Source organism: Serratia sp. PAMC26656 (genome assembly GCF_016469055.2).
GTDB classification, from domain to species: domain Bacteria; phylum Pseudomonadota; class Gammaproteobacteria; order Enterobacterales; family Enterobacteriaceae; genus Serratia; species Serratia plymuthica.
In genome coordinates this window covers 19,422-39,959 of record NZ_CP150486.1, presented here as the reverse complement: position 1 = coordinate 39,959, position 20,538 = coordinate 19,422, and the positions used below count along the sequence as shown (strand labels likewise).

Below are 20,538 nucleotides of genomic sequence, written 5' to 3'. Positions count from 1 at the left end.
TCGGGGTATGGGGGCGCAGCTTGCCGCGCCCGTGGATTCGTCATACTGAATCTACTTTTGCATGGCGTTATACACAGCAACCGCCTGTTCTACAACCTCACTTTCAACCGGCAGGCCGGAAATTTGCGCCAGAGCCGCTTTTGGCCCCAGTTTGGTCAACAACTCCACCAGCTCTTGCGCCTGCGGATCCTGCTCACTGCGGTAGCTCATTGCGGCGGCGATACCCTGGATCAGGTTGTCGTGCGGCAGGCCATATTCCAGCGTGCCCAGCAGCGGTTTGATCAGGCGGTCACCGGCGCTCAGTTTACGCAGCGGCTGGCGGCCCACGCGCTCGACATCATCGTGCAGATACGGGTTTTCAAAGCGGCTGAGGATTTTGTCGATGTAGGCTGCGTGCTTGTCGGCGTCAAAGCCGTAGCGCTTGATCAGCACCGCACCGCTCTCTTCCATCGCGCCTTTCACCACGCGGCGGATAGCCGAGTCGAGGATCGCATCACGGATGGTCAGCAGAGCGGCCTGTTGGCCAAGGTAAGCGGTGATGGCATGGCCGGTATTGAGCGTAAACAGCTTGCGTTCGACAAACGCCATCAGGTTATCGGTCAGTTCCATGCCGGCGATCGCCGGTGGTTGGCCCTTGAACTGGGTCTGATCGACAATCCACTCGCTGAAGGTTTCTACCGTCACTTCCAGCGGATCGTCGCTGCCCGCTTCCGCCGGCGGCACGATGCGGTCCACTGCCGAATCGACAAAACCGATATGCTGTTCGACCCACGCCTGCTCATCTTGCGGCAACGCGTCGAACACGTGCTGTTTTAACTGGCTGGTGCCGCGCACCATGTTTTCGCAGGCGATGATGTTCAGCGGCCGAGTGTTACCCTGCTGATGGCGTTTGATCAGTCCTTTGGCGACAGTGCCAGCAATTTTAGCCAGGATCTGCGGGCCGACGGCGGTGGTCACGATGTCCGCTTCGGCGATCAGCGCCACCGCCTCTTCGCTGCCGCTGTTAACCGCACTGACATTATTCACGCTCTCAACCCGCGCCTGCTCACCCACGACGTGAACCTGATAGCTTTTGCGGCTGTTCAGCAGGTCCAGCACGGTTTGGTTAACGTCGGCAAAGGTCAGTTCGGCGTGCGCGTCCGCCAGCAGCTTGCCGATAAAACCACGCCCGATATTCCCTGCACCGAAATGTAATGCTTTCATATTCCTACCTTTCCAATGTCGAAGGGTGCAGCAAGCTGCCCCCTTTAAAATGATTCTGTTATCCGACTTTTTTGCCACCCAGCAGGTCCAGCACTTCCTGCACACTGGTGGTATTCGCCAACCGCTCGATGACGCCTTCGTCATCCAACGCGTTGGTCAGGCTGGTGATCACCTGGATATGTTCGTTGTTGCGGGCGGCAATGCCGATAACCAACCGCGCCACTTCATCCTCTTCATCCCCGAAGCGCACGCCCTGCGGATACTGGCAGAACACTACGCCGGTGCGCAGCACCCGGTCTTTGGCTTCGATGGTGCCATGCGGCACCGCGATCGACTCGCCCAGATAGGTGGAGGTGAGTTTTTCACGCTCCAGCATCGCCGGGACGTATTCCGGCTCTACGTAGCCGCCTTTAACCAGTTGTTCGCCGGCAAAGCGGATTGCCTGTTCTTTATCGCTGGCCTGCAGGTTAAGGAACACGTTGCTTTCGCTCAGTTTGAACAGGTTTTGCTCGGTCGCTTCAAAGCTGTCGTCAAGCGTGCTGATGACTTTTTGCTGGTTATCGGTGGTTTTGTTGGCCGCCACCAGACGTTCGGTCAGATCGCTGTACAGCTTGCTGTCGAGGAAGTTGGTCAGCGAGATGTGCTGGGCCTGTGGCGCATGGCGCATCGCACGCTCGGTCAGATCGCGGTGGGTGATCACCAGATCCACATCGTCCGGCAGGCTATTGATGGCGCTGTTGGTCACGGAGATGTTTTTCAGCCCGGCGTCCGCCACTTTTTTGCGCAGCACGCCGGCGCCCATGGCGCTGGAGCCCATGCCTGCATCGCAGGCGACGATGATTTTACGTACGGTAGTCAGGTCGCCGTCCACCGCGGCGTGCGCTGCAGCACCGCCTTTAGCCTGAGATTTCATCTCCTGCATGCGGCGGGTCGCTTCTTCCAGATCGTCCTCTTCCTTCACTTTGGAGGTTTTCAGCAGGAAAGCGGAGACCACGAAGGACACGGCGAAGGCCGCCGCAACCGCCGAAATATTGGCAAAGTAAGCGCCTTTTGGCGTCATCGCCAGTACCGCCAGGATGGAGCCAGGGGAAGCCGGAGAAACCAGGCCGCCGTTCAGCAGGGTGAGAGTGAACACGCCGGTCATGCCGCCCAGGATCACCGCCAGCAGCAGGCGTGGATTCATCAGCACGTACGGGAAGTAAATTTCGTGGATACCGCCGAGGAAGTGAATGATCGCCGCACCGCCTGCAGACTGTTTGGCGCTGCCACGGCCGAAGAACATGTAAGCCATCAGCACGCCCATGCCCGGGCCCGGGTTGGCTTCAATCAGGAAGAACACTGACTTGCCGGCCTCAGTAGCCTGCTGAATGCCCAACGGCGAGAAGATACCGTGGTTGATGGCGTTGTTCAGGAACAGGATTTTCGCCGGTTCGACGAAGATTGACGCCAGCGGCAGCAGGTTATTCACCACCATCACATGTACGCCGGCCGCCAACAGTTTCGACAGCACTTCCACCAGAGGGCCAATGGCCATAAATGCCAAAATCGCCAGCAACATGCCGATAATGCCGGCGGAGAAGTTGTTCACCAACATCTCGAAGCCGCTTTTGATTTTGCCGTCGACCCAGCGGTCAAAATGCTTGATCGACCAGCCGCCCAGCGGGCCGGCAATCATCGCCCCGAGGAACATCGGCATGTCTGCACCGACGATCACCCCCATGGTGGTGATGGCACCGACGACCCCGCCACGATCGCCCCCCACCAACCGCCCACCGGTGAAACCGATCAGCAACGGCAGCAGGTAAGTGATCATCGGGCCAACCAGTTTGGCCAGAGTTGCATTCGGCAGCCAGCCGGTAGGAATGAATAACGCGGTGATGATACCCCAGGCGATAAAGGCGCCAATGTTGGGCATCACCATGTTGCTCAGGAAGCGGCCAAAGTTTTGAACTTTGACTTTGATGTCTGGTGAAAACATAAAACACACCCCTATTGTTACGCGCTGACAATAGAGCGCGTGATTATTGTTGTTACGATCCAGCCGTGTTGGTGCTGTCTGCGAGTGGACTCTATCACGCTGTTTTTACCACGCGAACTTCACGAACTTTTCGTGATCAACGTCACGCTAAACACCCCATACACCGGGCACTTATAGTGATATTCGTCACAATTACTCCGTGTAAAAAAAACACAACGAGAACAAAACCCGCGTAAATGCGCAAAAACAGTGATAAACATCACACTTAATCGTCGCGTGTTTGTTTTTAAATTGTGACATTAATCACAATTTATTTTATCAGTGACTACCGAATCCTGGTTTGAGGAAGACCTTCCCTGTGAGCACTCATCCCGCCGGGAAATAGCGATGTGATGAATGTAAGAAAACTACATGACGAAATACGATGACTAATTGAAGTGTAGTACAGAAGCGATGGAGAAGAAGTGAGCAAGCTATTGGAAAGCTGGGGGGATAAATAACAGAAGCCGGCAAGCCGGCCTCTTAAAAACAATTACTGGGTTACGCTAGTAACGGTTTTCTGTGCATTCAGTAAATCCTGCTGCTTGGCTACCAGATTCGACATCATGGTGTTGTACTGCGTTGCCTGCTGAGAAGTACGGAACTGCACGCCGTTGTTGTTAAAGCTTACCTGATTGCCCTGAGTGCGCAGGAAATCCCCGACCTGCACCAGATCCTGAACGAAACTGGCGGTAGTAGGAATCACCGGCATCAGCGCATTGGCCGGCCCGGTGACAATCTTGTCATACGCCTGATTATAAACGGCTTTCAGATCGTCAGGTTGCTTCAGCGCTGCCCGAGAGGTGTCCGCCTGTGACTTGGCCGACTGAATCTGCTGACCCAACAGGTTCAGCGCCCCAACGGATTGCTGCAGCGAGTCGCGCTTGCTCATGTAATCCTGCGCGGTGCGGATCTGGTTAATCTGATCCAACGCCGGCGTCAGGCTGGCATCCAGCGATTTGGACAACTGTTGGGAAAAACCAACCAGGATGGCGTAATCACCGGCATAGTTGCCGAATTTCTGCTTCTGATCTTCGCTCAGCGTCGGGATTTTCGCGCCGCTGCGCATAACCGTATTCTGTAAGTAATCAACAAACGCCTTGCGTTGTTCCGGCTCTTTATCGCCGCAGGCGGTCAATTGCATGACCACCAACAATGCCAATACCGGGGCCAACCAACGCGCGAAAACTCTGCTCTGGATCCCTACCGCCATGTGACATAACTCCTGTTATAAACCTGCTTTCTCATCGGACTCCGTCCCTTTTGTTGCACTCCGTGCGCCTATAAGAATAGATCAACTGAGTGCGATCCGATACGCGATTCACCATTCGGTTGCGATTCTGTGGTGAAAGGCCGCTTGCCCAAAGGTAACAGGCTACTGCACGGGCTCTGGCACATGGTACACTTTTGTATCATTTCTCACCGGGCCAACCAGCGCATGTCATCCTATCCGCCACCGTTGACCATCACCTCACGCATTCTACATCTGACTACCGATGTGGGCGCTGCGCTGGCTCGCCTAAAGATGCAGGCCGAACAGGAGCACAGCCTACGGCTGCGTCGCATCAACCGTATCCGCACTATTCAGGGCTCACTGGCTATTGAAGGAAATACCCTGAGTGAAGAACAGATTACCGCCATCATCGCGGGAAAACGCATCATTGCACCGCCACGGGAAATTCAGGAAGCCCTCAATGCCATTCGTTGCTATGCAAACCTGAACCATTGGCGTGCCCACCGGGTTGCGGATTTACTCGCCGCACACCGTATGTTGATGGAAAGTCTACTGCCAGACGCCGGGCATTATCGTCGCGGTGGCGTCGGAGTCATGAACGGAAAAACGGTCATTCACATGGCGCCGCCGGCAGAGCGTGTATCCCCGTTGATGCATCAGTTGCTGGTCTGGTTGCAAGAAACAGACCTGCCGCCGTTGATCGGCAGTTGCGTGTTTCATTATGAGTTTGAATTTATTCACCCCTTTGCCGATGGTAACGGGCGTATGGGCAGATTGTGGCAAACGTTAATTCTTTCACGCTGGGACCCGCTGTTTGCCAATGTACCGGTTGAAAGTCTGGTGCATAACAATCAATCCGGATATTACCAGGCACTCAATACCCGTAACCAACGCACCGACTGCGCACCCTTTGTGGAGTTTATGCTGGAGATGATTTTGCGGGCGCTGGAGCAAAGTCTTACCCCCCACGTCACCCCTCAAGTCACCCCCCAAGTCGGCGAGCTGTTAGCGACGCTAAAGGGAGAGATGTCGCGCGGGGCCATTCAGAGCGCACTGCAACTGCAGGATCGGAAATCTTTCCGCGAACGTTATCTGCAACCTGCGCTGAATGCAGGATGGATCGAAATGACGCTACCGGATAAACCCAACAGCCGTCTGCAACAATACCGGCTCACCGCAGAAGGCGCAGCACAGCGCCGCCAGCAATAGAAAAGGCGCCCGCAGGCGCCTTTTTCACGACAGAACCGCTTACTGCAATACGGAGATATCCGCCACCTGCAGGAACAGCTCACGCAGCTTGCTCAACAGCGTCAGGCGATTGACGCGCACGGCGTCATCCTCGGCCATGACCATTACGTTGTCGAAGAATGCGTCCACCGGCTCGCGCAGGGCAGCCAGTTGCACCAACGCATCCTGATAGTCGCCTGCCGCGAACACCGGCTCCAGTTTGTCGCGCAGCACCACCAGATGGGTCGCCAGTTGGATCTCGGCCGCTTCCTTCAATACCGATGCGTGAACGCGATCGTTCAACGTATCGGTGGATTTAGCCAGGATATTGGACACCCGCTTGTTGGCCGCCGCCAGCGCCGCCGCTTCTTCCAGCGTACGGAAGTGGGTCACCGCCTTGACGCGCGCGTCGAAGTCCGCCGGTTTGGTCGGACGACGTGCCAACACCGCCTGAATAGTGTCGACGGCGTGGCCTTCTTCCTGATACCAGGCACGGAAACGGCCCAGCATGAATTCGACAACCTCGTCGACGACCTTGGCATTGCTCAGTTTGCTGCCGTACAGGCGCACGGCCTCTTCGGTCAGTGTCTGCAGATCCAGCGGCAGGTTTTTCTCAACGATGATACGCAGCACGCCCAATGCAGCACGGCGCAGAGCGAACGGATCCTTGTCGCCTTTCGGATGTTGCCCGATGCCGAAAATACCGGCCAGGGTGTCCATCTTGTCGGCGATCGCCAGCGAACAGGCCACCAGCGATTCCGGCAACGCATCGCCGGCAAAACGCGGTTGATACTGCTCGTTCAGCGCAACGGCAACGTCTTCCGCTTCGCCGTCGTGGCGCGCGTAGTGCATGCCCATCACGCCCTGGGTGTCGGTGAATTCGAAGACCATGTTGGTCATCAGATCGCACTTCGACAGCAGACCCGCGCGGGTAGCGTGGTTTACGTCGGCGCCAATTTGGCCGGCAACCCAGCCCGCCAGCGCCTGGATGCGATCGGTCTTGTCGCGCAGGGTGCCCAGCTGCTGTTGGAACAGCACGGTTTCCAGACGCGGCAGATTGTCTTCCAGACGTTTTTTGCGGTCGGTGTTGAAGAAGAACTCGGCATCGGCCAGACGCGGGCGCACCACCTTCTCGTTACCGGAGATGATTTGCTGCGGATCTTTGGATTCGATATTCGCCACGAAGATAAAGTTCGGCAGCAGTTTGCCCGCAGCGTCATACACCGGGAAATACTTCTGGTCGCCCTTCATGGTGTACACCAGCGCTTCCGCCGGCACCGCCAGGAATTTCTCTTCGAATTTGGCGGTCAGCACCACCGGCCATTCCACCAGCGAGGCCACTTCTTCCAGCAGGCTTTCGCTCAGATCGGCCTTGCCGCCAATCTGCTGCGCCGCCAGCTCGGCGTCGCGCTTGATCAGCGCCTTGCGGGCTTCGTAATCAGCAATCACCTTACCGCGTTCCAGCAGGATCTGCGGGTATTGGTCGGCGTTGTCGATAGTGAACTCGGCTTCGCCCATAAAACGGTGGCCGCGAAGGGTGCGAGCGGAATCGATACCCAGCACGGTGCCCGGGATCAGTTCATCGCCCAGCAGCAGGGTCACGGTGTGTACCGGACGCACGAACTGCACCTCGGAGTCGCCCCAGCGCATCAGTTTCGGGATCGGCAGTTTGGACAGCGCAGTGCTGACCATGCCTGCCAGCAGCGCTTGCGCGGACTGGCCTTTGACATGGGCGCGATACAGCAGCCACTCGCCTTTGTCGGTCACCAGGCGCTCGGCCTGATCGACAGTGATGCCACAGCCACGCGCCCAGCCTTCGGCCGCTTTGCTCGGCTTGCCTTCGGCGTCGAACGCCTGGGCAATCGCCGGGCCGCGTTTTTCGACTTCGCGATCGGCCTGTGCAGCGCTCAGATTGGCCACTTTCAACGCCAGACGGCGCGGAGCGGCGAACCAACTCACTTCGCCGTGTTCGAGGTTGGCGCTATCGAGCTCAGCGGTAAAATTCGCGGCAAAAGATTCTGCCAGTGAACGAAGAGCCTTCGGCGGCAGCTCTTCCGTGCCGATTTCCACCAGGAAAGTCTGTTGAGTCATGGCTGCCTCTTAGTTCTCGTTCTTTTTGCACATCGGGAAGCCCAGCGCTTCACGGGAAGCGTAGTAGGCCTCGGCAACGGCTTTGGTCAGCGTGCGGATGCGCAGAATATAGCGCTGACGCTCGGTCACCGAGATCGCCTTGCGCGCATCCAACAGGTTGAAGGTGTGGCCGGCCTTCAGAATACGTTCGTAAGCCGGCAACGGCAGCGGTTTTTCCAACGCCAGCAGCGACTGCGCTTCTTTCTCGTACTGCTCGAAGCAGGAGAACAGGAAGTCGACGTCGGCATACTCGAAGTTGTAAGTGGACTGCTCCACTTCGTTCTGGTGGAACACATCACCGTAGGTGGTCACGCCCAGCGGGCCGTCGCTCCAGACCAGATCGTAGACGCTGTCCACGCCCTGGATGTACATCGCCAGGCGCTCCAGACCGTAAGTGATCTCGCCGGTAACCGGTTTGCACTCCAGGCCGCCGACCTGCTGGAAGTAAGTGAACTGCGTCACTTCCATGCCGTTCAGCCATACTTCCCAGCCCAGGCCCCAGGCGCCGAGCGTCGGGTTTTCCCAGTTGTCTTCTACGAAGCGGATATCGTGGATGGTCGGATCCAGACCCAGTTCTTTCAACGAGCCGAGGTACAGTTCCTGAATGTTGTCCGGTGACGGTTTAATGATCACCTGGAACTGATAGTAGTGTTGCAGGCGGTTAGGGTTTTCACCGTAACGGCCGTCGGTCGGGCGACGGGACGGCTGCACATAGGCGGCGGCAATCGGCTCTGGGCCAAGTGCGCGCAGGCACGTCATCGGGTGAGAGGTTCCCGCGCCGACTTCCATGTCCAATGGTTGAACAATGGTGCAGCCCTGGCGCGCCCAATAGTCCTGCAGTGTCAGGATCAGGCCCTGAAAGGTCTTGGTATCAAACTTTTGCATGTTGAATTCGCACGCGATACAAGTGGATTTATATGGAATGGGCCAGTATACCCGTTGACCGTAAGATATACAGCCAGAATCCGGCAACAAGTGCGAATCGGCGAAGATGCGTCGCCTTTTCATGCACCATCACAGGGCAAATGCCCATGCAGGATGCCCGTTCAACGTACCCGCACCGCCGCCATACCCCGTCCCGCAACGGACACCGAGACTGGCACCAACCTTGCAGCGTCCTGATATCAAACGTTTCAGGAGGTTCGCTGATGACCAACGCCTTAACCGACAGCCGCTATCGCTACCGTATTTTCGCCATGGTGTTTTTTATAGCGCTGATCAACTACGTCGATCGCGGCGCGTTATCCTTCGCCGCCAACGATATCTCGCATGAATTCAACTTCAACAAGGCGCAGCTGGGCGCCGTGCTGGGCTACTTCGGCTTCGGTTATTTGTTCGGTTCGCTGTGCGGCGGCTTTCTGGCCGACCGCATCGGCACCAAAAAAGTCTGGCTGATGGCCGGTGCGCTGTGGTCGCTGCTGGAGATCGCCACCGCCTGGGCCGGCGAGCTGGGGGTGGCGCTGTTCGGTGGCTCGGCGATCATGGGCTTCGCCGCGCTGCGGATCATGTTCGGCTTTGCCGAAGGCCCGGCCTACGCGCTGATGAACAAAACCATCGCCAACTGGGCACCGCGCAAGGAACGGGGATTTTCATTGGGCATCGGCCTGTTGAGTACCCAGGTAGGCTCGCTGCTCACCGCACCGCTGGCGGTGGGGCTGCTGCTGTTGACCGATGACTGGCGCAGCATGTTTATCCTGCTGGGCCTGTTCTCGCTGATCGCCATTTTGCTGTTCGCCCGCGTCTTTACCGATACGCCACAGGAGCATCCTCTGGTTAACGCCAGCGAACTGGCGGCCATCGGCGCCGATCAGGAACCGGACAGCCGACAACCGCACCTGCCGTGGTGGGCATTTTTCACTAACCGCACGCTGGTGTTTAACGCCCTGGGTTACTTCTCTTTCCTCTACGTCACCTTTGTGCTGGTCACCTGGGGGCCGAAATACCTGCAGGACACCTTTAACTACGATCTGCACTCGCTGTGGTATGTAGCGATGATCCCCTGGAGCGGCGCCTGCTTTACCGTGCTGCTCGGCGGCCGCATCGCCGATGCTTTGCTGCGGCGTTTTGACAACCTGCGGCTGGCACGCAACCTATTTGCGGCGGTGACGCTGCTGCTGACCGCCACCTGCTTCCTGCTGATCCCGTTTATGAGCACGGCCACCGAAATCATTCTGTTGATGACGTTGGGCAATGCGCTGAATGCGCTGGTGAATAACGTGTATTGGTCGGTGGTGATCGACGTCACGCCGAAGGCATCGGTGGGCGCTTACAGCGGCATGACGCTGGCGATCGCCAATATTGCGTCGATCACCGCGCCGATGCTGAGCGGTTGGTTGGCGCAGCACCACGGCTATGGCGCCATGTTCTTCGCCACCGCCGCGGTATCGTTCTGCAGCATGCTGTGCATGACCCTGCTGCAACCGGAAAGGAAGATGAGAGCTGACGGCTCGCTACCGAATCACAGTGGCATGCAGCAAACATCTTCCTGACAACAGCAAGGCCCTGAGGCAAGGATGCCTTCAGGTCAGCGCATTCTGCATTAAGTTAATTTCAGCTCCCGCCGATAGTGACGCTTCATATTATCTATCGCAGAAATTAATGGGTTTACGTACAAATTGACGGCCGCAACCGGCAAATATTGGTCGTTCGCATCAACCAACCCAGGCTTAAAATCAGATTGCGATACTCGCCCGTTAACCTTCCGCGTCAAGGAGCACGGGCCTGATGAGCTGCAGCTCGACTCCAAGTCTAATGGCATGCTTAGCATTGGTGACGCCCAGTTTTTTTACCGCGTTACCAACATGATATTTTATTGTCGTTAACTTCACACCCAAGATAAGTGCAATTTCTGGATAGGATTTCCCCATACTTGCCAGATAAAGCACTTCATTTTCGCGAGCGGAGAAAATTTCTTTGTCATTTATTCTTTCAAAATATCTCGCACTGCTAATATTCTGGTATTCAGTGATTAATTTTTCATGCGTAGTTATTAATAACATCTGAATTTTGTTTTTATTTTTCTCTAACTTCCCTCTATTTTCAGAGTACAGAGCATCCAAAAATAAAGACAACACGACGAGATTATGATGATGATCATGCAGCACAAAAGTATAACCATTAACGATGTTATAATCTTTAGCCGCGTCAAATAACTTTGAGAATCTCACCCCTGACTCGACGATGAGGTTTTCATCCCAGGGAAATGGGGTAATCCGACTGGATGCAGTGATAAGGACGGGGTCGATAAACTGAAAATTATTTTTCGTGTAGAGTTCAAACCAATCCATTCTGTTTGATATGACAGAAAAATTTGCCGGATTTCTTTTATTCATTATTGCATAAACGTACTTTATATTATTATAACTTATAAGACTGTTTTCCAGATCCCTTTTAATTTTCTCATTGATTGATTCATTATCGAAGAATGAGCTAGTCACGTAACACCTCCTTGAAAGAAAACAAAAGTATAATATAGCATGCTAATCCAATGCCACACTGATACATTTGTTAACTGACATTCATCAACAACGCATTTAATGATTATTATTTCACATCGAAATAATAATCATGATAGGCACATTATGAAATATATATTAAGATCCGATCACAATAGAGATTGTCATAGGGTAAAAAACAAACCGACTGCTCGTCTAAAGTTATATCTGGATAAAAGGCATGGTACTAAGTGGTTGATGGATGAGCTGAAAAATCAGCGAACAATGCCGTTACTTGACCTGAAATGAACATCCTTACGCTATGTCGATACCAGGCAGATCGCCAGAGAGGAAAATAGAAGCGCCAGAAGGCACCTTCGAGTGGGATGAAGGACTAATAACAACGATGAAAAATCTCATCTTATTGATTAATAATGATTCCCTGGTGTTGCGCAATAAATTCTAAAGCGACTTTTTTCTTTAACTTCATACGTTGTCGCCGTAAGGCACCTCACTTCAAGCACCCTACTAAAGTACAGTCGATACACTATGCTTTTTCTTATGGCATGTAAATAGCCTATACGGCGAGCGCCTTACCCCTGCGGTTCGAATGCCAAATAAACACAATATTTTCAAACCGTAGCAGGAAAGGATTCCAACCAGAAGATGAGTCATTATTTATGGCAATTGTGTGATTTTGTCGCATAAGGCGAAGGAGCAAGCGGAAAGAAAATGACTGATGAAGATGTGTGGGCCTTGTGCCTTAGGCCCACGAGCCTTAACGATCAAAACCGCGCGCTGACGCCGACGTTATACATAAACTGCTCGCCGCTGCTCAGGCCGCCGGTTTGCGAAACGGTGGCGAACGCCGCCACCTGGTCAGTCAGAGGCATGTTCGCCCCCAGCGTCACATCCACCCAGTTTTTATCCTGCCCAGCGCTGTCGCGGGTGAACGAGGTTTGCGTGGACTTCAGCCCACCGCCGGCCCGATAGACATCGTCGCCAAACTGATGCTGATAGCTCACCTCGGCATACGGATTAAACAGGCCAAATTGGCTGTCCAGCCGCCAGCCCAACGCGCCGATCTGCGAATGGTAGGTCTGGTCGTTAAAACGCATTGAGGTACTGTTGTTGCCATCCTCGCTGTAACCGGAGACGTTGCTGTAATCCCAGGCAAACTGCGCCATTGGGCCGGTCGTCAGATAAGAGGTGATCGGGAAATCATAACCGGCGGTGAGGCGTGCGCCCCACTGCTTGCCGGAGGTCGAGCCGGTTTCGGTGCGGGTTAGCGGCCCGAGTTGCATGCTGCGGCGAATGTCGTCGTAATCCATGGTCGCGTAGTGCAGATCGGCATTCACCCAGCCGTGCTCAAACAGATCAAGGGCGGTAAAGGCCGACAACAGCAGGCCGCGCGCCTTGTATTCATAGCGGCTGGACGGCTGCTGATCGTCATTGGAACCGGATATCAGCGCGCCAATCAGCCAGCCTTCGGTCAACTGATAATCTACCCCAACCGTCATATTATGGGTGGTGGCGTTGCCGTCGCCCGCCGCCTTATTGGCTGAGTAATCATAATGCTGCCCGGCATAGCCGCCGAAGACGCCCAGCGCACCCTGCGGGTTGTCGCCATTGCGCAGTTGCTGGAAACGGCTGTCGAGCGTCGCGCGGCTGTCACGCGCCATCGCCGCCGTCGCCTGATTCAGCGCCACCACCTGCGCCGGGCCATCCAGCACCGCCTGAATGTAATCGGCAATCAACAGATGCGCCTGCGGGCTGGGGTGAAAATGATCGGAGAACAGATAGGACTGGCTGGCGTCGAAACCTGGCGCGGCGGAACTGCACACCGCCGACGACACGCCAGCCGGACAAGCCATGCCGGCGGTATTGGCGAAGCCAAACTCCGCCGGATTGGCTATCGCTTCGGCGAACAGCTTGTTCACATCGACGCGAACAACATTGCCACCGCCCTGCGCCAGCAGGCGATCCTCACTCTGGTTATAAAAATCGGTCAGTTGCGCGGCCTGAGCGCTCAGGCTGTCAAAGGCGGCAATCAGCTGTGCGGCGATCGCCTGCTGCACCTGCGGGATTGCGCTGGCCTGTGCGGCGGCGGAAGTCAGCGCCTGATGGATAGCCAGGGTGCGCGAAGCATTATCCGGCGTAGTCAGCGAATGGAGAGTGGCATAGGCCGCCTGGACTGCGGCACCCTGCACCGGCGTCAGCGCCTGCTGGATAATCAGCTCCATCAGCTGCGGCGTTGAACCAATATTCGGTACCGTCGGTACGATCACCGTACCGGCGCCGGCATTCAACAGCGAACGAACCTGCACTGCGGCGGCTGCGCTGTTATAGGCCACGCCCGACGCGGTTGTCGGGTTTAACGCCGCCGCCGCCAGATCGTTGCCGCCAATCCAGTGAATATACAGACCGTCGCCATCGGCCCGGCCATGGGCCCTGGCAAGGTAGCTCTGCACCTGATCCTGAGTATTGTCCGCCGGGTTGAGCGCCGGCACCGCCACACCGCCGCCGGCGGCATAGTTGTAGCCACCGTCGTCCGACGCCACCAACGCAGCGCCGATGCGTTGCGCCAGCACTTCGTCATACAGCAGGTGTTTATTGCCGTCGTAGGTAAAGCGGCCATTGTTGCCGGTATCGCTCAGGCTATCGCCAAATACGTAAACCTGGTCATAGGCCAGCGCCGGAGCAGTCATACTGCATAATATCGCCACTGCAAGCACCGCCGGGCGGGGCATGCAAGTTATTTTTAGAGGCATGAAGAGACTCCTGAGAGCCAGCAAATGAAGGAAACCCGTTTTTTATCATTGGCCTTTTTCTGCCTGCGGCCATCTAGTAAATATTGCTGGCTTTTCCGTCACGTCAAGCCAGTTGATGATAAAACAATCAGGGGCTTGCCAAGCTTGCCGCTTCAGGCGATGATTACTGTAAATAAACACAGCTTAAGGACAGGCAGTATGGCCAGCGAACGTTGCGGTTGGGTGACGGCAGATCCGTTATATCTCGACTATCACGATAAAGAATGGGGCGCACCGACCACCGATGCGCGTGAACTGTTTGAAATGCTGTGCCTGGAAGGCCAGCAAGCCGGGCTTTCCTGGATCACTGTGCTGAAAAAGCGTGAAAATTACCGTCGCGCCTTCCACAATTTCGATCCGCAACGGGTGGCGGCCATGACCGAGCAGGACGTGGAAACGCTGCTGCAAGACAGCGGCATCATCCGCCATCGCGGCAAAATCGAGGCCATCATCACCAACGCCAGAGCTTATTTGGCCATGGAAGCGGCCGGCGAAGATTTTTCCGCCTTTATCTGGGGCTTTGTCGGTGGCGAGCCACAGCTCAACAGCTGGCAAGCGCTGAGCCAGGTGCCGGCGAAAACCGAGCTGTCCGATGCCTTGTCCAAAGCGTTGAAAAAACGCGGCTTCAAATTCATCGGCTCCACCATCTGTTACGCCTTTATGCAGGCCTGCGGGTTGGTGAACGATCATCTGACCGGGTGTATTTGCTACCCAAAGCAGAAATGATCCGCCCCTGCCGCCCGACCGATATGCCGCGGCTGATGGCCCTGTGGTTACCCAGCACCATCGCCGCCCACCCGTTCGTGGTGGAAAGTTACTGGCGGGAAAGCGCTGTGCTGGTGCGGGATAGCTATCTGCCGCGGGCGCAAAGCTGGGCGTATTGCCACGCAGGGGAGATCGTCGGGTTTATCAGCGTGCTGGATGACCGTTTTATCGGGGCGCTGTTTGTCGAACAGGCCTTTCACGGCCACGGCGTCGGCCAGGCGCTGATGACGCACGTACAGCAGCGCTATCCCCAACTGAGTCTGGAGGTATACGAGCAAAATCTGCGTGCCTGCGCGTTCTACCGCAAGCAGGGTTTTCAGGTATCCCAACGGCTGTTCAATGAAGAAACCCAGGCTTATACGCTGATCATGAACTGGCCGCCGGCCGTCTGAATTCTGTCGATTTCGCTTAAAAATAACGCATCCCGCACCGGGGTGCGGTCAATTCAGAATCCGCTGCATGGTATTCCTCTGATTTTTCCCTGATAACAGGCTCAGCTTCTATCCGCTTGTTAAGGAAAAAACATGAAACGCATTGCGATTATTGCCGGCGCGGTGAGCGTTGCGCTCACGCTGTCAGCCTGTACCACCAACCCGTACACCGGGGAATCTGAAGCCGGTAAATCCGGTATTGGCGCCGGCATTGGCGCGGCGCTGGGTGCCGGCGTGGGCATGATCTCCTCGTCGAAAAAAGACCGCGGCAAAGGTGCGCTGATCGGCGCAGCAGCCGGCGCTGCGCTGGGCGGCGGCGCGGGGTATTACATGGACGTGCAGGAAGCCAAGCTGCGCGACAAAATGAAAGGCACGGGCGTCAGCGTCACCCGCCAGGGCGACAATATCGTGCTGAATATGCCGAACAATGTCACCTTCGACAGCAGCAGCGCTACCCTGAAACCGGCGGGTGCCAACACCCTGACCGGCGTTGCCATGGTGCTGAAGGAATACCCAAAAACGGCGGTTAACGTGATCGGCTACACCGACAGCTCCGGTTCCCGCTCCCTGAACATGACCCTGTCGCAGCAGCGCGCCGACGGCGTAGGTAGCGCATTGATCACCCAGGGCGTGGCGGCAAACCGCATCCGCACCTCAGGCGTAGGCCCGGATAATCCGATCGCCTCCAACAGCACGGCGGAAGGCAAGGCGCAAAACCGCCGCGTCGAGATCACCCTCAGTCCGCTGCAGTAATCCCGTGCGGGGCGCCAAGCCCCGCCGCTTCTCGCTTTCCGCCCATCCCTTAGTCACACACAACCTGCCATTCAGCATTCCCGGCTCCGCGCCGGGTGTGGTAGTCTCCTTGGCAATTAACCGCAGGGGAGATCGGCAGTGAGCACTGTTAAGGCAATGCGCGCCTCGGGGCGCGCCACCATCAGCGATGTGGCGAAAACCGCCAAAACCGGCAAGACCAGCGTATCGCGCTATCTGAATGGTGAGCAGCACCTGCTTTCTGACGATCTCAAACAGCGCATCGAACAGGCAATCCACCAGCTCGACTACCGGCCGAGCCAGATGGCCCGCAGCCTGAAGGGCGGGCAAACGCGCCTGATTGGTCTGATCATCGCCGATATCACCAACCCCTACTCGGTGGACGTCATGCGCGGTATCGAAGCCGCCTGCCGTCAACACGGCTTTACCCTGCTGGTGTGTAACACCAATAACGAGGTCAATCAGGAGCAACACTACCTGCAGCTGCTCAGCAGCTACCGGGTGGAGGGCATCGTGGTCAACGCCGTCGGCATGCGTGAAGAAGCGTTGTCGACGCTGCAACAATCCATGCTGCCGATGGTCCTGATCGACCGCAAAATCCCTGATTTCGCCTGCGACGTGGTCGGCCTGAACAACCATGAGGCGGCGACCACCGCCACCGAACATCTGTTGCAGCAGGGATTCGAAGCCATCCTGTTTCTCAGCGAACCCATCGGCACGGTCAATACCCGGCTGGAGCGGCTGCACGCCTTTAACCAAACCATGGCGCAACATGACGGGCTGCTGGCCGAACAGGCCGAGACGCCGCTTAACGACCTGAAGCAGTTGGAAAGCGTGCTCAGCGGCTTTAATGCCCGCCACCGCGGTATGCGCAAGGCGGTGATGTCCGCCAACGGCGCGCTGACGTTGCAGGTAGCGCGCGCCATGCGCCGGTTGGGCATTCAATGGGGCAGCGATATCGGCCTGCTCGGCTTTGACGAGCTGGAATGGGCCGAACTGGCGGGAGTAGGCATCACCACCTTGAAGCAGCCGACCTATCAAATGGGCCACGCGGCGCTGGAACAACTGGTGCAACGTATTCAGGGCCTGGATGCGCCTATCGGCGAACAGATGTTCTCCGGTGAACTGATCGTGCGCGGCTCCACCACCCGCTAACCTCCTCTTTCCCCAGCAGTGGCGCGGTTTACGGCGCCTCTCCGCCTCCTCCGAAAGACTATTTTTTGCTCATGTTCGTGATTGCGATCATATTTTTACATTCTGTCGCTTTCACCTGGAACCGGTTCCATTTAACGTACCCTTAACAGCAGCGGTGGGAATAACGCCACCTCAGGAGCCAAAATGAAAAGAGAAATTATCGTAGTGACCGGCGCATACGGCACCGATGTGGTTCAGCAACAGGGTGGGCAAGCCGCTTTACTGCCGATCATTGCCGGGGCGGGCGCTGATGGCGTGGAGATCCGCCGCGAGCTGTTTTCCGCTCAGGAGCTGGAAAGCCTGCCGGCGCTGGCTCAGGCGATTGAACAGCAGCAGCTTTTTGCCGTTTATTCCGCTCCTGAAGCGCTGTTTACCCCACAGCATACGCTGAACCCAAACCTGCCGGCGCTGCTGGCCGAAGCCCAGGTGCTGCATGCACGTCAGTTGAAGCTCTCCCTTGGGCATTACCAACCGGGCTTCGATTTTACCGAACTGAAAGTGGCGCTGGAGCAGCACCCGGTCAACCTGGTGGTGGAAAATGACCAGACCCCTGACTGCGGCATTCTGTCGCTGCTGAATGCCTTTTTCCATGCGGCGGAAGACAACCACCTGCCGGTCAGCATGACGTTCGATATGGCCAACTGGCACTGGGTGGAGCAAGACGCCTTCGCCGCCGCAGAACGCCTGGCGAACCACGTCAGCTATGTTCACGTTAAAGCCGCCACCCACGGCCCGCGCGGCTGGCGCGCAGTGGCGCTGGACGACACCGACGGCAGCTGGCGCGATCTGCTGGCCCGCCTGCCGCTGGACGCGCCGCGCGGCATCGAATTCCCTCTGCAGGGTGACAGCCTGGAAGCCGTTACCCGCCACTACGTTAACCTTCTGCGTGCGGAGTAAACATCATGACAACGCTGACAGCGGCGCGTAATGCGCCATTGGACGTAGTTACGCTGGGTGAGGCCATGGCGATGTTCGTGGCCACGCAAACCGGCGATCTGGCTGAAGTCGAGACCTTCACCAAACGCATTGCCGGTGCCGAGCTGAACGTGGCGATTGGCCTTGCGCGCCTGGGCCTGAACGTGGGCTGGGTCAGCCGGGTCGGCAACGACGCTTTCGGCCGTTTCGCCCTGCAACAGCTGAAAAAAGAAGGCATTAACTTCCAGCAAGTCACGGTAGACGGCAACTATCCAACCGGTTTTCAGATCAAATCGAAAACCACCGATGGTACCGATCCCAGCGTGGAATATTTTCGCAAAGGCTCAGCGGCCAGCCACCTGTCGACCGCCGACTTTAACCGCGACTACTTCGGCTCCGCACGCCATCTGCACCTGAGCGGCGTGGCTGCGGCCCTGTCCGGCCAATCGCTGGAGCTGTGCAACCATGCCGCCCGTGAAATGCGCGCCATGGGCAAGACCATTTCATTCGATCCCAACCTGCGCCCGGTGCTGTGGTCCAGCCAACAGGTGATGATCGACCAGTTGAACAAGCTGGCGTTCGCTGCCGACTGGGTACTGCCGGGGCTCAAAGAGGGGCAAATTCTTACCGGCCAATCCACGCCGGAAGGCATCGCCGACTTCTACCTGGAACGCGGCGTCCAAGCGGTGATCATCAAAACCGGCCCGGACGGCGCCTGGTTTAAAACCGCCGCCGGCGATCGGGCCACGGTGCCGGCGATCAAAGTCAGCAACGTAGTGGATACCGTAGGTGCGGGAGACGGCTTTGCCGTTGGGACGATCAGCGCCCTGCTGGAGGGCAAAACGCTGAAACAGGCGGTGCAACGCGGCAATAAAATCGGCTCGCTGGCGATCCAGGCTATCGGCGACAGCGAAGGGTTGCCAACCCGCGCGGCACTGGCTGAATAAAAATAACAAACATAAAACAGTTAACAGCCTTCTCCGAACGGCACACACCTCTGGCCCTACAACCAGACTCGCCGGGAGAGCACCACTCCGACACTGAGGAATCTGAACATGAATACAGTCACTCTCGCGGCCAAACGCTGGTGGTACATCATGCCCATCGTGTTTATCACCTACAGCCTGGCCTACCTCGACCGCGCTAACTTCAGCTTTGCTTCAGCCGCCGGCATCAACGACGATCTGGGCATCACCAAAGGCATGTCCTCGCTGCTGGGCGCGCTGTTTTTCCTTGGCTATTTCTTCTTCCAAATTCCCGGCGCGATCTATGCCGAACGCCGCAGCGTAAAAAAACTGATCTTCTGGTGCCTGATCCTGTGGGGTGGCTGCGCTTCGTTGACCGGCGTGGTCAGCAATATCCCGATGCTGGCCGCCATTCGCTTTATTCTCGGCGTGGTGGAAGCCGCCGTGATGCCCGCGATGCTGATTTACATCAGCAACTGGTTCACCAAATCAGAACGTTCACGCGCCAATACTTTCCTGATCCTCGGTAACCCGGTCACCGTGTTGTGGATGTCGGTGGTTTCCGGCTACCTGATCCACGCCTTCGGCTGGCGCGAGATGTTCATCATCGAAGGTATTCCGGCGGTACTCTGGGCCTTCTGCTGGTGGGTGCTGGCGAAAGACAAGCCGGCGCAGGCCAAATGGTTGAGCGAAGACGAAAAATCTGCGCTGCAAAAGCAGCTTGACGAGGAGCAGAGAGGCATCAAGGCGGTGCGCAACTACGGCGAAGCCTTCCGTTCACGCAACGTGATCTTGCTGTGCGTACAGTATTTCGCCTGGAGCATCGGCGTATACGGCTTCGTGCTGTGGCTGCCGTCCATTCTGCGCAGCGGCATGCAAATGGGCATGGTGGAAGCCGGCTGGTTGTCGTCGGTGCCTTACCTGGCGGCGACTATCTCCATGATCCTGGTGTCCTGGGCCTCGGACAAAATGCAGAACCGCAAACTGTTCGTCTGGCCGCTGCTGCTGATTGGCGCGCTGGCGTTCTTCGGTTCCTATGCCGTCGGCACCAACCATTTCTGGGTTTCCTACGGTCTGCTGGTGATCGCCGGTGCGGCAATGTATGCCCCGTACGGACCCTTCTTCGCCATCATTCCGGAAATGCTGCCGAAAAACGTCGCCGGTGGCGCGATGGCACTGATCAACAGCATGGGTGCGCTGGGCTCCTTCTTCGGCTCCTGGTTCGTCGGCTACCTGAACGGCGCAACCGGCAACCCGTCCGCTTCTTATATGTTTATGGCGATAGCGCTGGTCGTGGCGGTAGTCGTGACGCTGATCGTCAAACCCGCCCGCAACGAGGTTCATCCACAAGTAGCCTGATCTCGTTATACTTTATTTTCTGTTGAACATATCCAATGGATTTCAGGTTGTAGCCAACAACGCTACAGCCTGAAAGACAAAGG

Annotated in this window: 16 protein-coding genes; 9 read left to right on the top strand and 7 right to left on the bottom strand. The window is 56.7% G+C overall.

Annotated features, from left to right (window positions below; translation table 11 throughout):
* Positions 1 to 51: 51 nt before the first annotated feature.
* The 3 genes from JEM67_RS00725 to JEM67_RS00715 all read right to left on the bottom strand — a co-directional run bounded on the left by JEM67_RS00725 (position 52) and on the right by JEM67_RS00715 (position 4,433).
* Positions 52 to 1,203: a mannitol-1-phosphate 5-dehydrogenase gene (locus JEM67_RS00725; protein WP_199636384.1), complete on the bottom strand. Its 1,152-nt coding sequence runs from the start codon at positions 1,201 to 1,203 to the stop codon at positions 52 to 54.
* Between the two features lie 58 nt (positions 1,204 to 1,261).
* The gene (locus tag JEM67_RS00720; protein WP_013810951.1) at positions 1,262 to 3,181 is read right to left on the bottom strand and encodes a PTS mannitol transporter subunit IICBA; all 1,920 of its coding nucleotides are present in this window, start codon (positions 3,179 to 3,181) and stop codon (positions 1,262 to 1,264) included.
* A gap of 532 nt (positions 3,182 to 3,713) precedes the next feature.
* Positions 3,714 to 4,433 carry a DUF3053 domain-containing protein gene (locus tag JEM67_RS00715; protein WP_013810950.1) on the bottom strand — a complete coding sequence of 240 codons (720 nt, stop codon included), beginning with the start codon at positions 4,431 to 4,433 and terminating at the stop codon, positions 3,714 to 3,716.
* Between the two features lie 225 nt (positions 4,434 to 4,658).
* Here JEM67_RS00715 and JEM67_RS00710 point away from each other — a divergent pair, with 225 nt between their 5' ends.
* Positions 4,659 to 5,663, top strand: a complete 1,005-nt coding sequence (locus tag JEM67_RS00710) for a Fic family protein (RefSeq protein ID WP_199636383.1) — start codon at positions 4,659 to 4,661, stop codon at positions 5,661 to 5,663.
* Between the two features lie 39 nt (positions 5,664 to 5,702).
* Here the strand turns inward: JEM67_RS00710 and glyS are convergent, their stop codons facing one another.
* A complete protein-coding gene (gene glyS / locus JEM67_RS00705) occupies positions 5,703 to 7,772 on the bottom strand; it encodes a glycine--tRNA ligase subunit beta (RefSeq protein WP_126479543.1) in 2,070 nt (689 codons plus the stop codon).
* Positions 7,773 to 7,781: 9 nt separating this feature from the next.
* Positions 7,782 to 8,696: a glycine--tRNA ligase subunit alpha gene (gene glyQ / locus JEM67_RS00700; protein ID WP_006321728.1), complete on the bottom strand. Its 915-nt coding sequence runs from the start codon at positions 8,694 to 8,696 to the stop codon at positions 7,782 to 7,784.
* Between the two features lie 263 nt (positions 8,697 to 8,959).
* Between glyQ and JEM67_RS00695 the strand changes: the two genes are divergently transcribed.
* Complete coding sequence (locus JEM67_RS00695; RefSeq protein WP_199636382.1) at positions 8,960 to 10,300, top strand: MFS transporter; 1,341 nt, start codon at positions 8,960 to 8,962, stop codon at positions 10,298 to 10,300.
* Positions 10,301 to 10,504: 204 nt separating this feature from the next.
* Here JEM67_RS00695 and JEM67_RS00690 read toward each other — a convergent pair whose 3' ends face one another.
* Entirely contained in the window at positions 10,505 to 11,248 is a 744-nt protein-coding gene (locus tag JEM67_RS00690) for a helix-turn-helix transcriptional regulator (protein ID WP_199636381.1), read from the bottom strand.
* Between the two features lie 782 nt (positions 11,249 to 12,030).
* Entirely contained in the window at positions 12,031 to 14,016 is a 1,986-nt protein-coding gene (locus JEM67_RS00685) for an autotransporter outer membrane beta-barrel domain-containing protein (RefSeq protein WP_199636380.1), read from the bottom strand.
* Positions 14,017 to 14,214: 198 nt separating this feature from the next.
* Here JEM67_RS00685 and JEM67_RS00680 point away from each other — a divergent pair, with 198 nt between their 5' ends.
* The 7 genes from JEM67_RS00680 (at position 14,215) to JEM67_RS00650 (ending at position 20,455) form a co-directional block, all read left to right on the top strand.
* Entirely contained in the window at positions 14,215 to 14,781 is a 567-nt protein-coding gene (locus tag JEM67_RS00680; RefSeq protein WP_013810945.1) for a DNA-3-methyladenine glycosylase I, read from the top strand.
* Positions 14,778 to 15,212 (top strand): N-acetyltransferase, encoded by a 435-nt coding sequence (locus JEM67_RS00675; RefSeq protein WP_199636379.1) that lies wholly within the window; start codon positions 14,778 to 14,780, stop codon positions 15,210 to 15,212. The genes JEM67_RS00680 and JEM67_RS00675 overlap by 4 nt, the downstream gene beginning before the upstream one ends.
* Before the next feature lie 132 nt (positions 15,213 to 15,344).
* Complete coding sequence (locus JEM67_RS00670) at positions 15,345 to 16,004, top strand: OmpA family lipoprotein (RefSeq protein ID WP_199636378.1); 660 nt, start codon at positions 15,345 to 15,347, stop codon at positions 16,002 to 16,004.
* Between the two features lie 156 nt (positions 16,005 to 16,160).
* Positions 16,161 to 17,177 carry a LacI family DNA-binding transcriptional regulator gene (locus JEM67_RS00665; RefSeq protein ID WP_041415800.1) on the top strand — a complete coding sequence of 339 codons (1,017 nt, stop codon included), beginning with the start codon at positions 16,161 to 16,163 and terminating at the stop codon, positions 17,175 to 17,177.
* A 183-nt stretch (positions 17,178 to 17,360) separates the two neighbouring features.
* Positions 17,361 to 18,113 (top strand): sugar phosphate isomerase/epimerase family protein, encoded by a 753-nt coding sequence (locus tag JEM67_RS00660; RefSeq protein ID WP_013810941.1) that lies wholly within the window; start codon positions 17,361 to 17,363, stop codon positions 18,111 to 18,113.
* 5 nt (positions 18,114 to 18,118) lie between these two features.
* The gene (locus tag JEM67_RS00655; RefSeq protein ID WP_126527299.1) at positions 18,119 to 19,078 is read left to right on the top strand and encodes a sugar kinase; all 960 of its coding nucleotides are present in this window, start codon (positions 18,119 to 18,121) and stop codon (positions 19,076 to 19,078) included.
* Between the two features lie 108 nt (positions 19,079 to 19,186).
* The gene (locus tag JEM67_RS00650) at positions 19,187 to 20,455 is read left to right on the top strand and encodes an MFS transporter (protein ID WP_013810939.1); all 1,269 of its coding nucleotides are present in this window, start codon (positions 19,187 to 19,189) and stop codon (positions 20,453 to 20,455) included.
* Positions 20,456 to 20,538: the final 83 nt, after the last annotated feature.

Coding starts and splice junctions, on each gene's coding strand:
- JEM67_RS00725 (WP_199636384.1), bottom strand. CDS start 1,203: ATGAAAGCATTACATTTCGGTGCAGGGAATATCGGGCGTGGTTTTATC.
- JEM67_RS00720 (WP_013810951.1), bottom strand. CDS start 3,181: ATGTTTTCACCAGACATCAAAGTCAAAGTTCAAAACTTTGGCCGCTTC.
- JEM67_RS00715 (WP_013810950.1), bottom strand. CDS start 4,433: ATGGCGGTAGGGATCCAGAGCAGAGTTTTCGCGCGTTGGTTGGCCCCG.
- JEM67_RS00710 (WP_199636383.1), top strand. CDS start 4,659: ATGTCATCCTATCCGCCACCGTTGACCATCACCTCACGCATTCTACAT.
- glyS (WP_126479543.1), bottom strand. CDS start 7,772: ATGACTCAACAGACTTTCCTGGTGGAAATCGGCACGGAAGAGCTGCCG.
- glyQ (WP_006321728.1), bottom strand. CDS start 8,696: ATGCAAAAGTTTGATACCAAGACCTTTCAGGGCCTGATCCTGACACTG.
- JEM67_RS00695 (WP_199636382.1), top strand. CDS start 8,960: ATGACCAACGCCTTAACCGACAGCCGCTATCGCTACCGTATTTTCGCC.
- JEM67_RS00685 (WP_199636380.1), bottom strand. CDS start 14,016: ATGCCTCTAAAAATAACTTGCATGCCCCGCCCGGCGGTGCTTGCAGTG.
- JEM67_RS00680 (WP_013810945.1), top strand. CDS start 14,215: ATGGCCAGCGAACGTTGCGGTTGGGTGACGGCAGATCCGTTATATCTC.
- JEM67_RS00675 (WP_199636379.1), top strand. CDS start 14,778: ATGATCCGCCCCTGCCGCCCGACCGATATGCCGCGGCTGATGGCCCTG.
- JEM67_RS00670 (WP_199636378.1), top strand. CDS start 15,345: ATGAAACGCATTGCGATTATTGCCGGCGCGGTGAGCGTTGCGCTCACG.
- JEM67_RS00665 (WP_041415800.1), top strand. CDS start 16,161: ATGCGCGCCTCGGGGCGCGCCACCATCAGCGATGTGGCGAAAACCGCC.
- JEM67_RS00660 (WP_013810941.1), top strand. CDS start 17,361: ATGAAAAGAGAAATTATCGTAGTGACCGGCGCATACGGCACCGATGTG.
- JEM67_RS00655 (WP_126527299.1), top strand. CDS start 18,119: ATGACAACGCTGACAGCGGCGCGTAATGCGCCATTGGACGTAGTTACG.
- JEM67_RS00650 (WP_013810939.1), top strand. CDS start 19,187: ATGAATACAGTCACTCTCGCGGCCAAACGCTGGTGGTACATCATGCCC.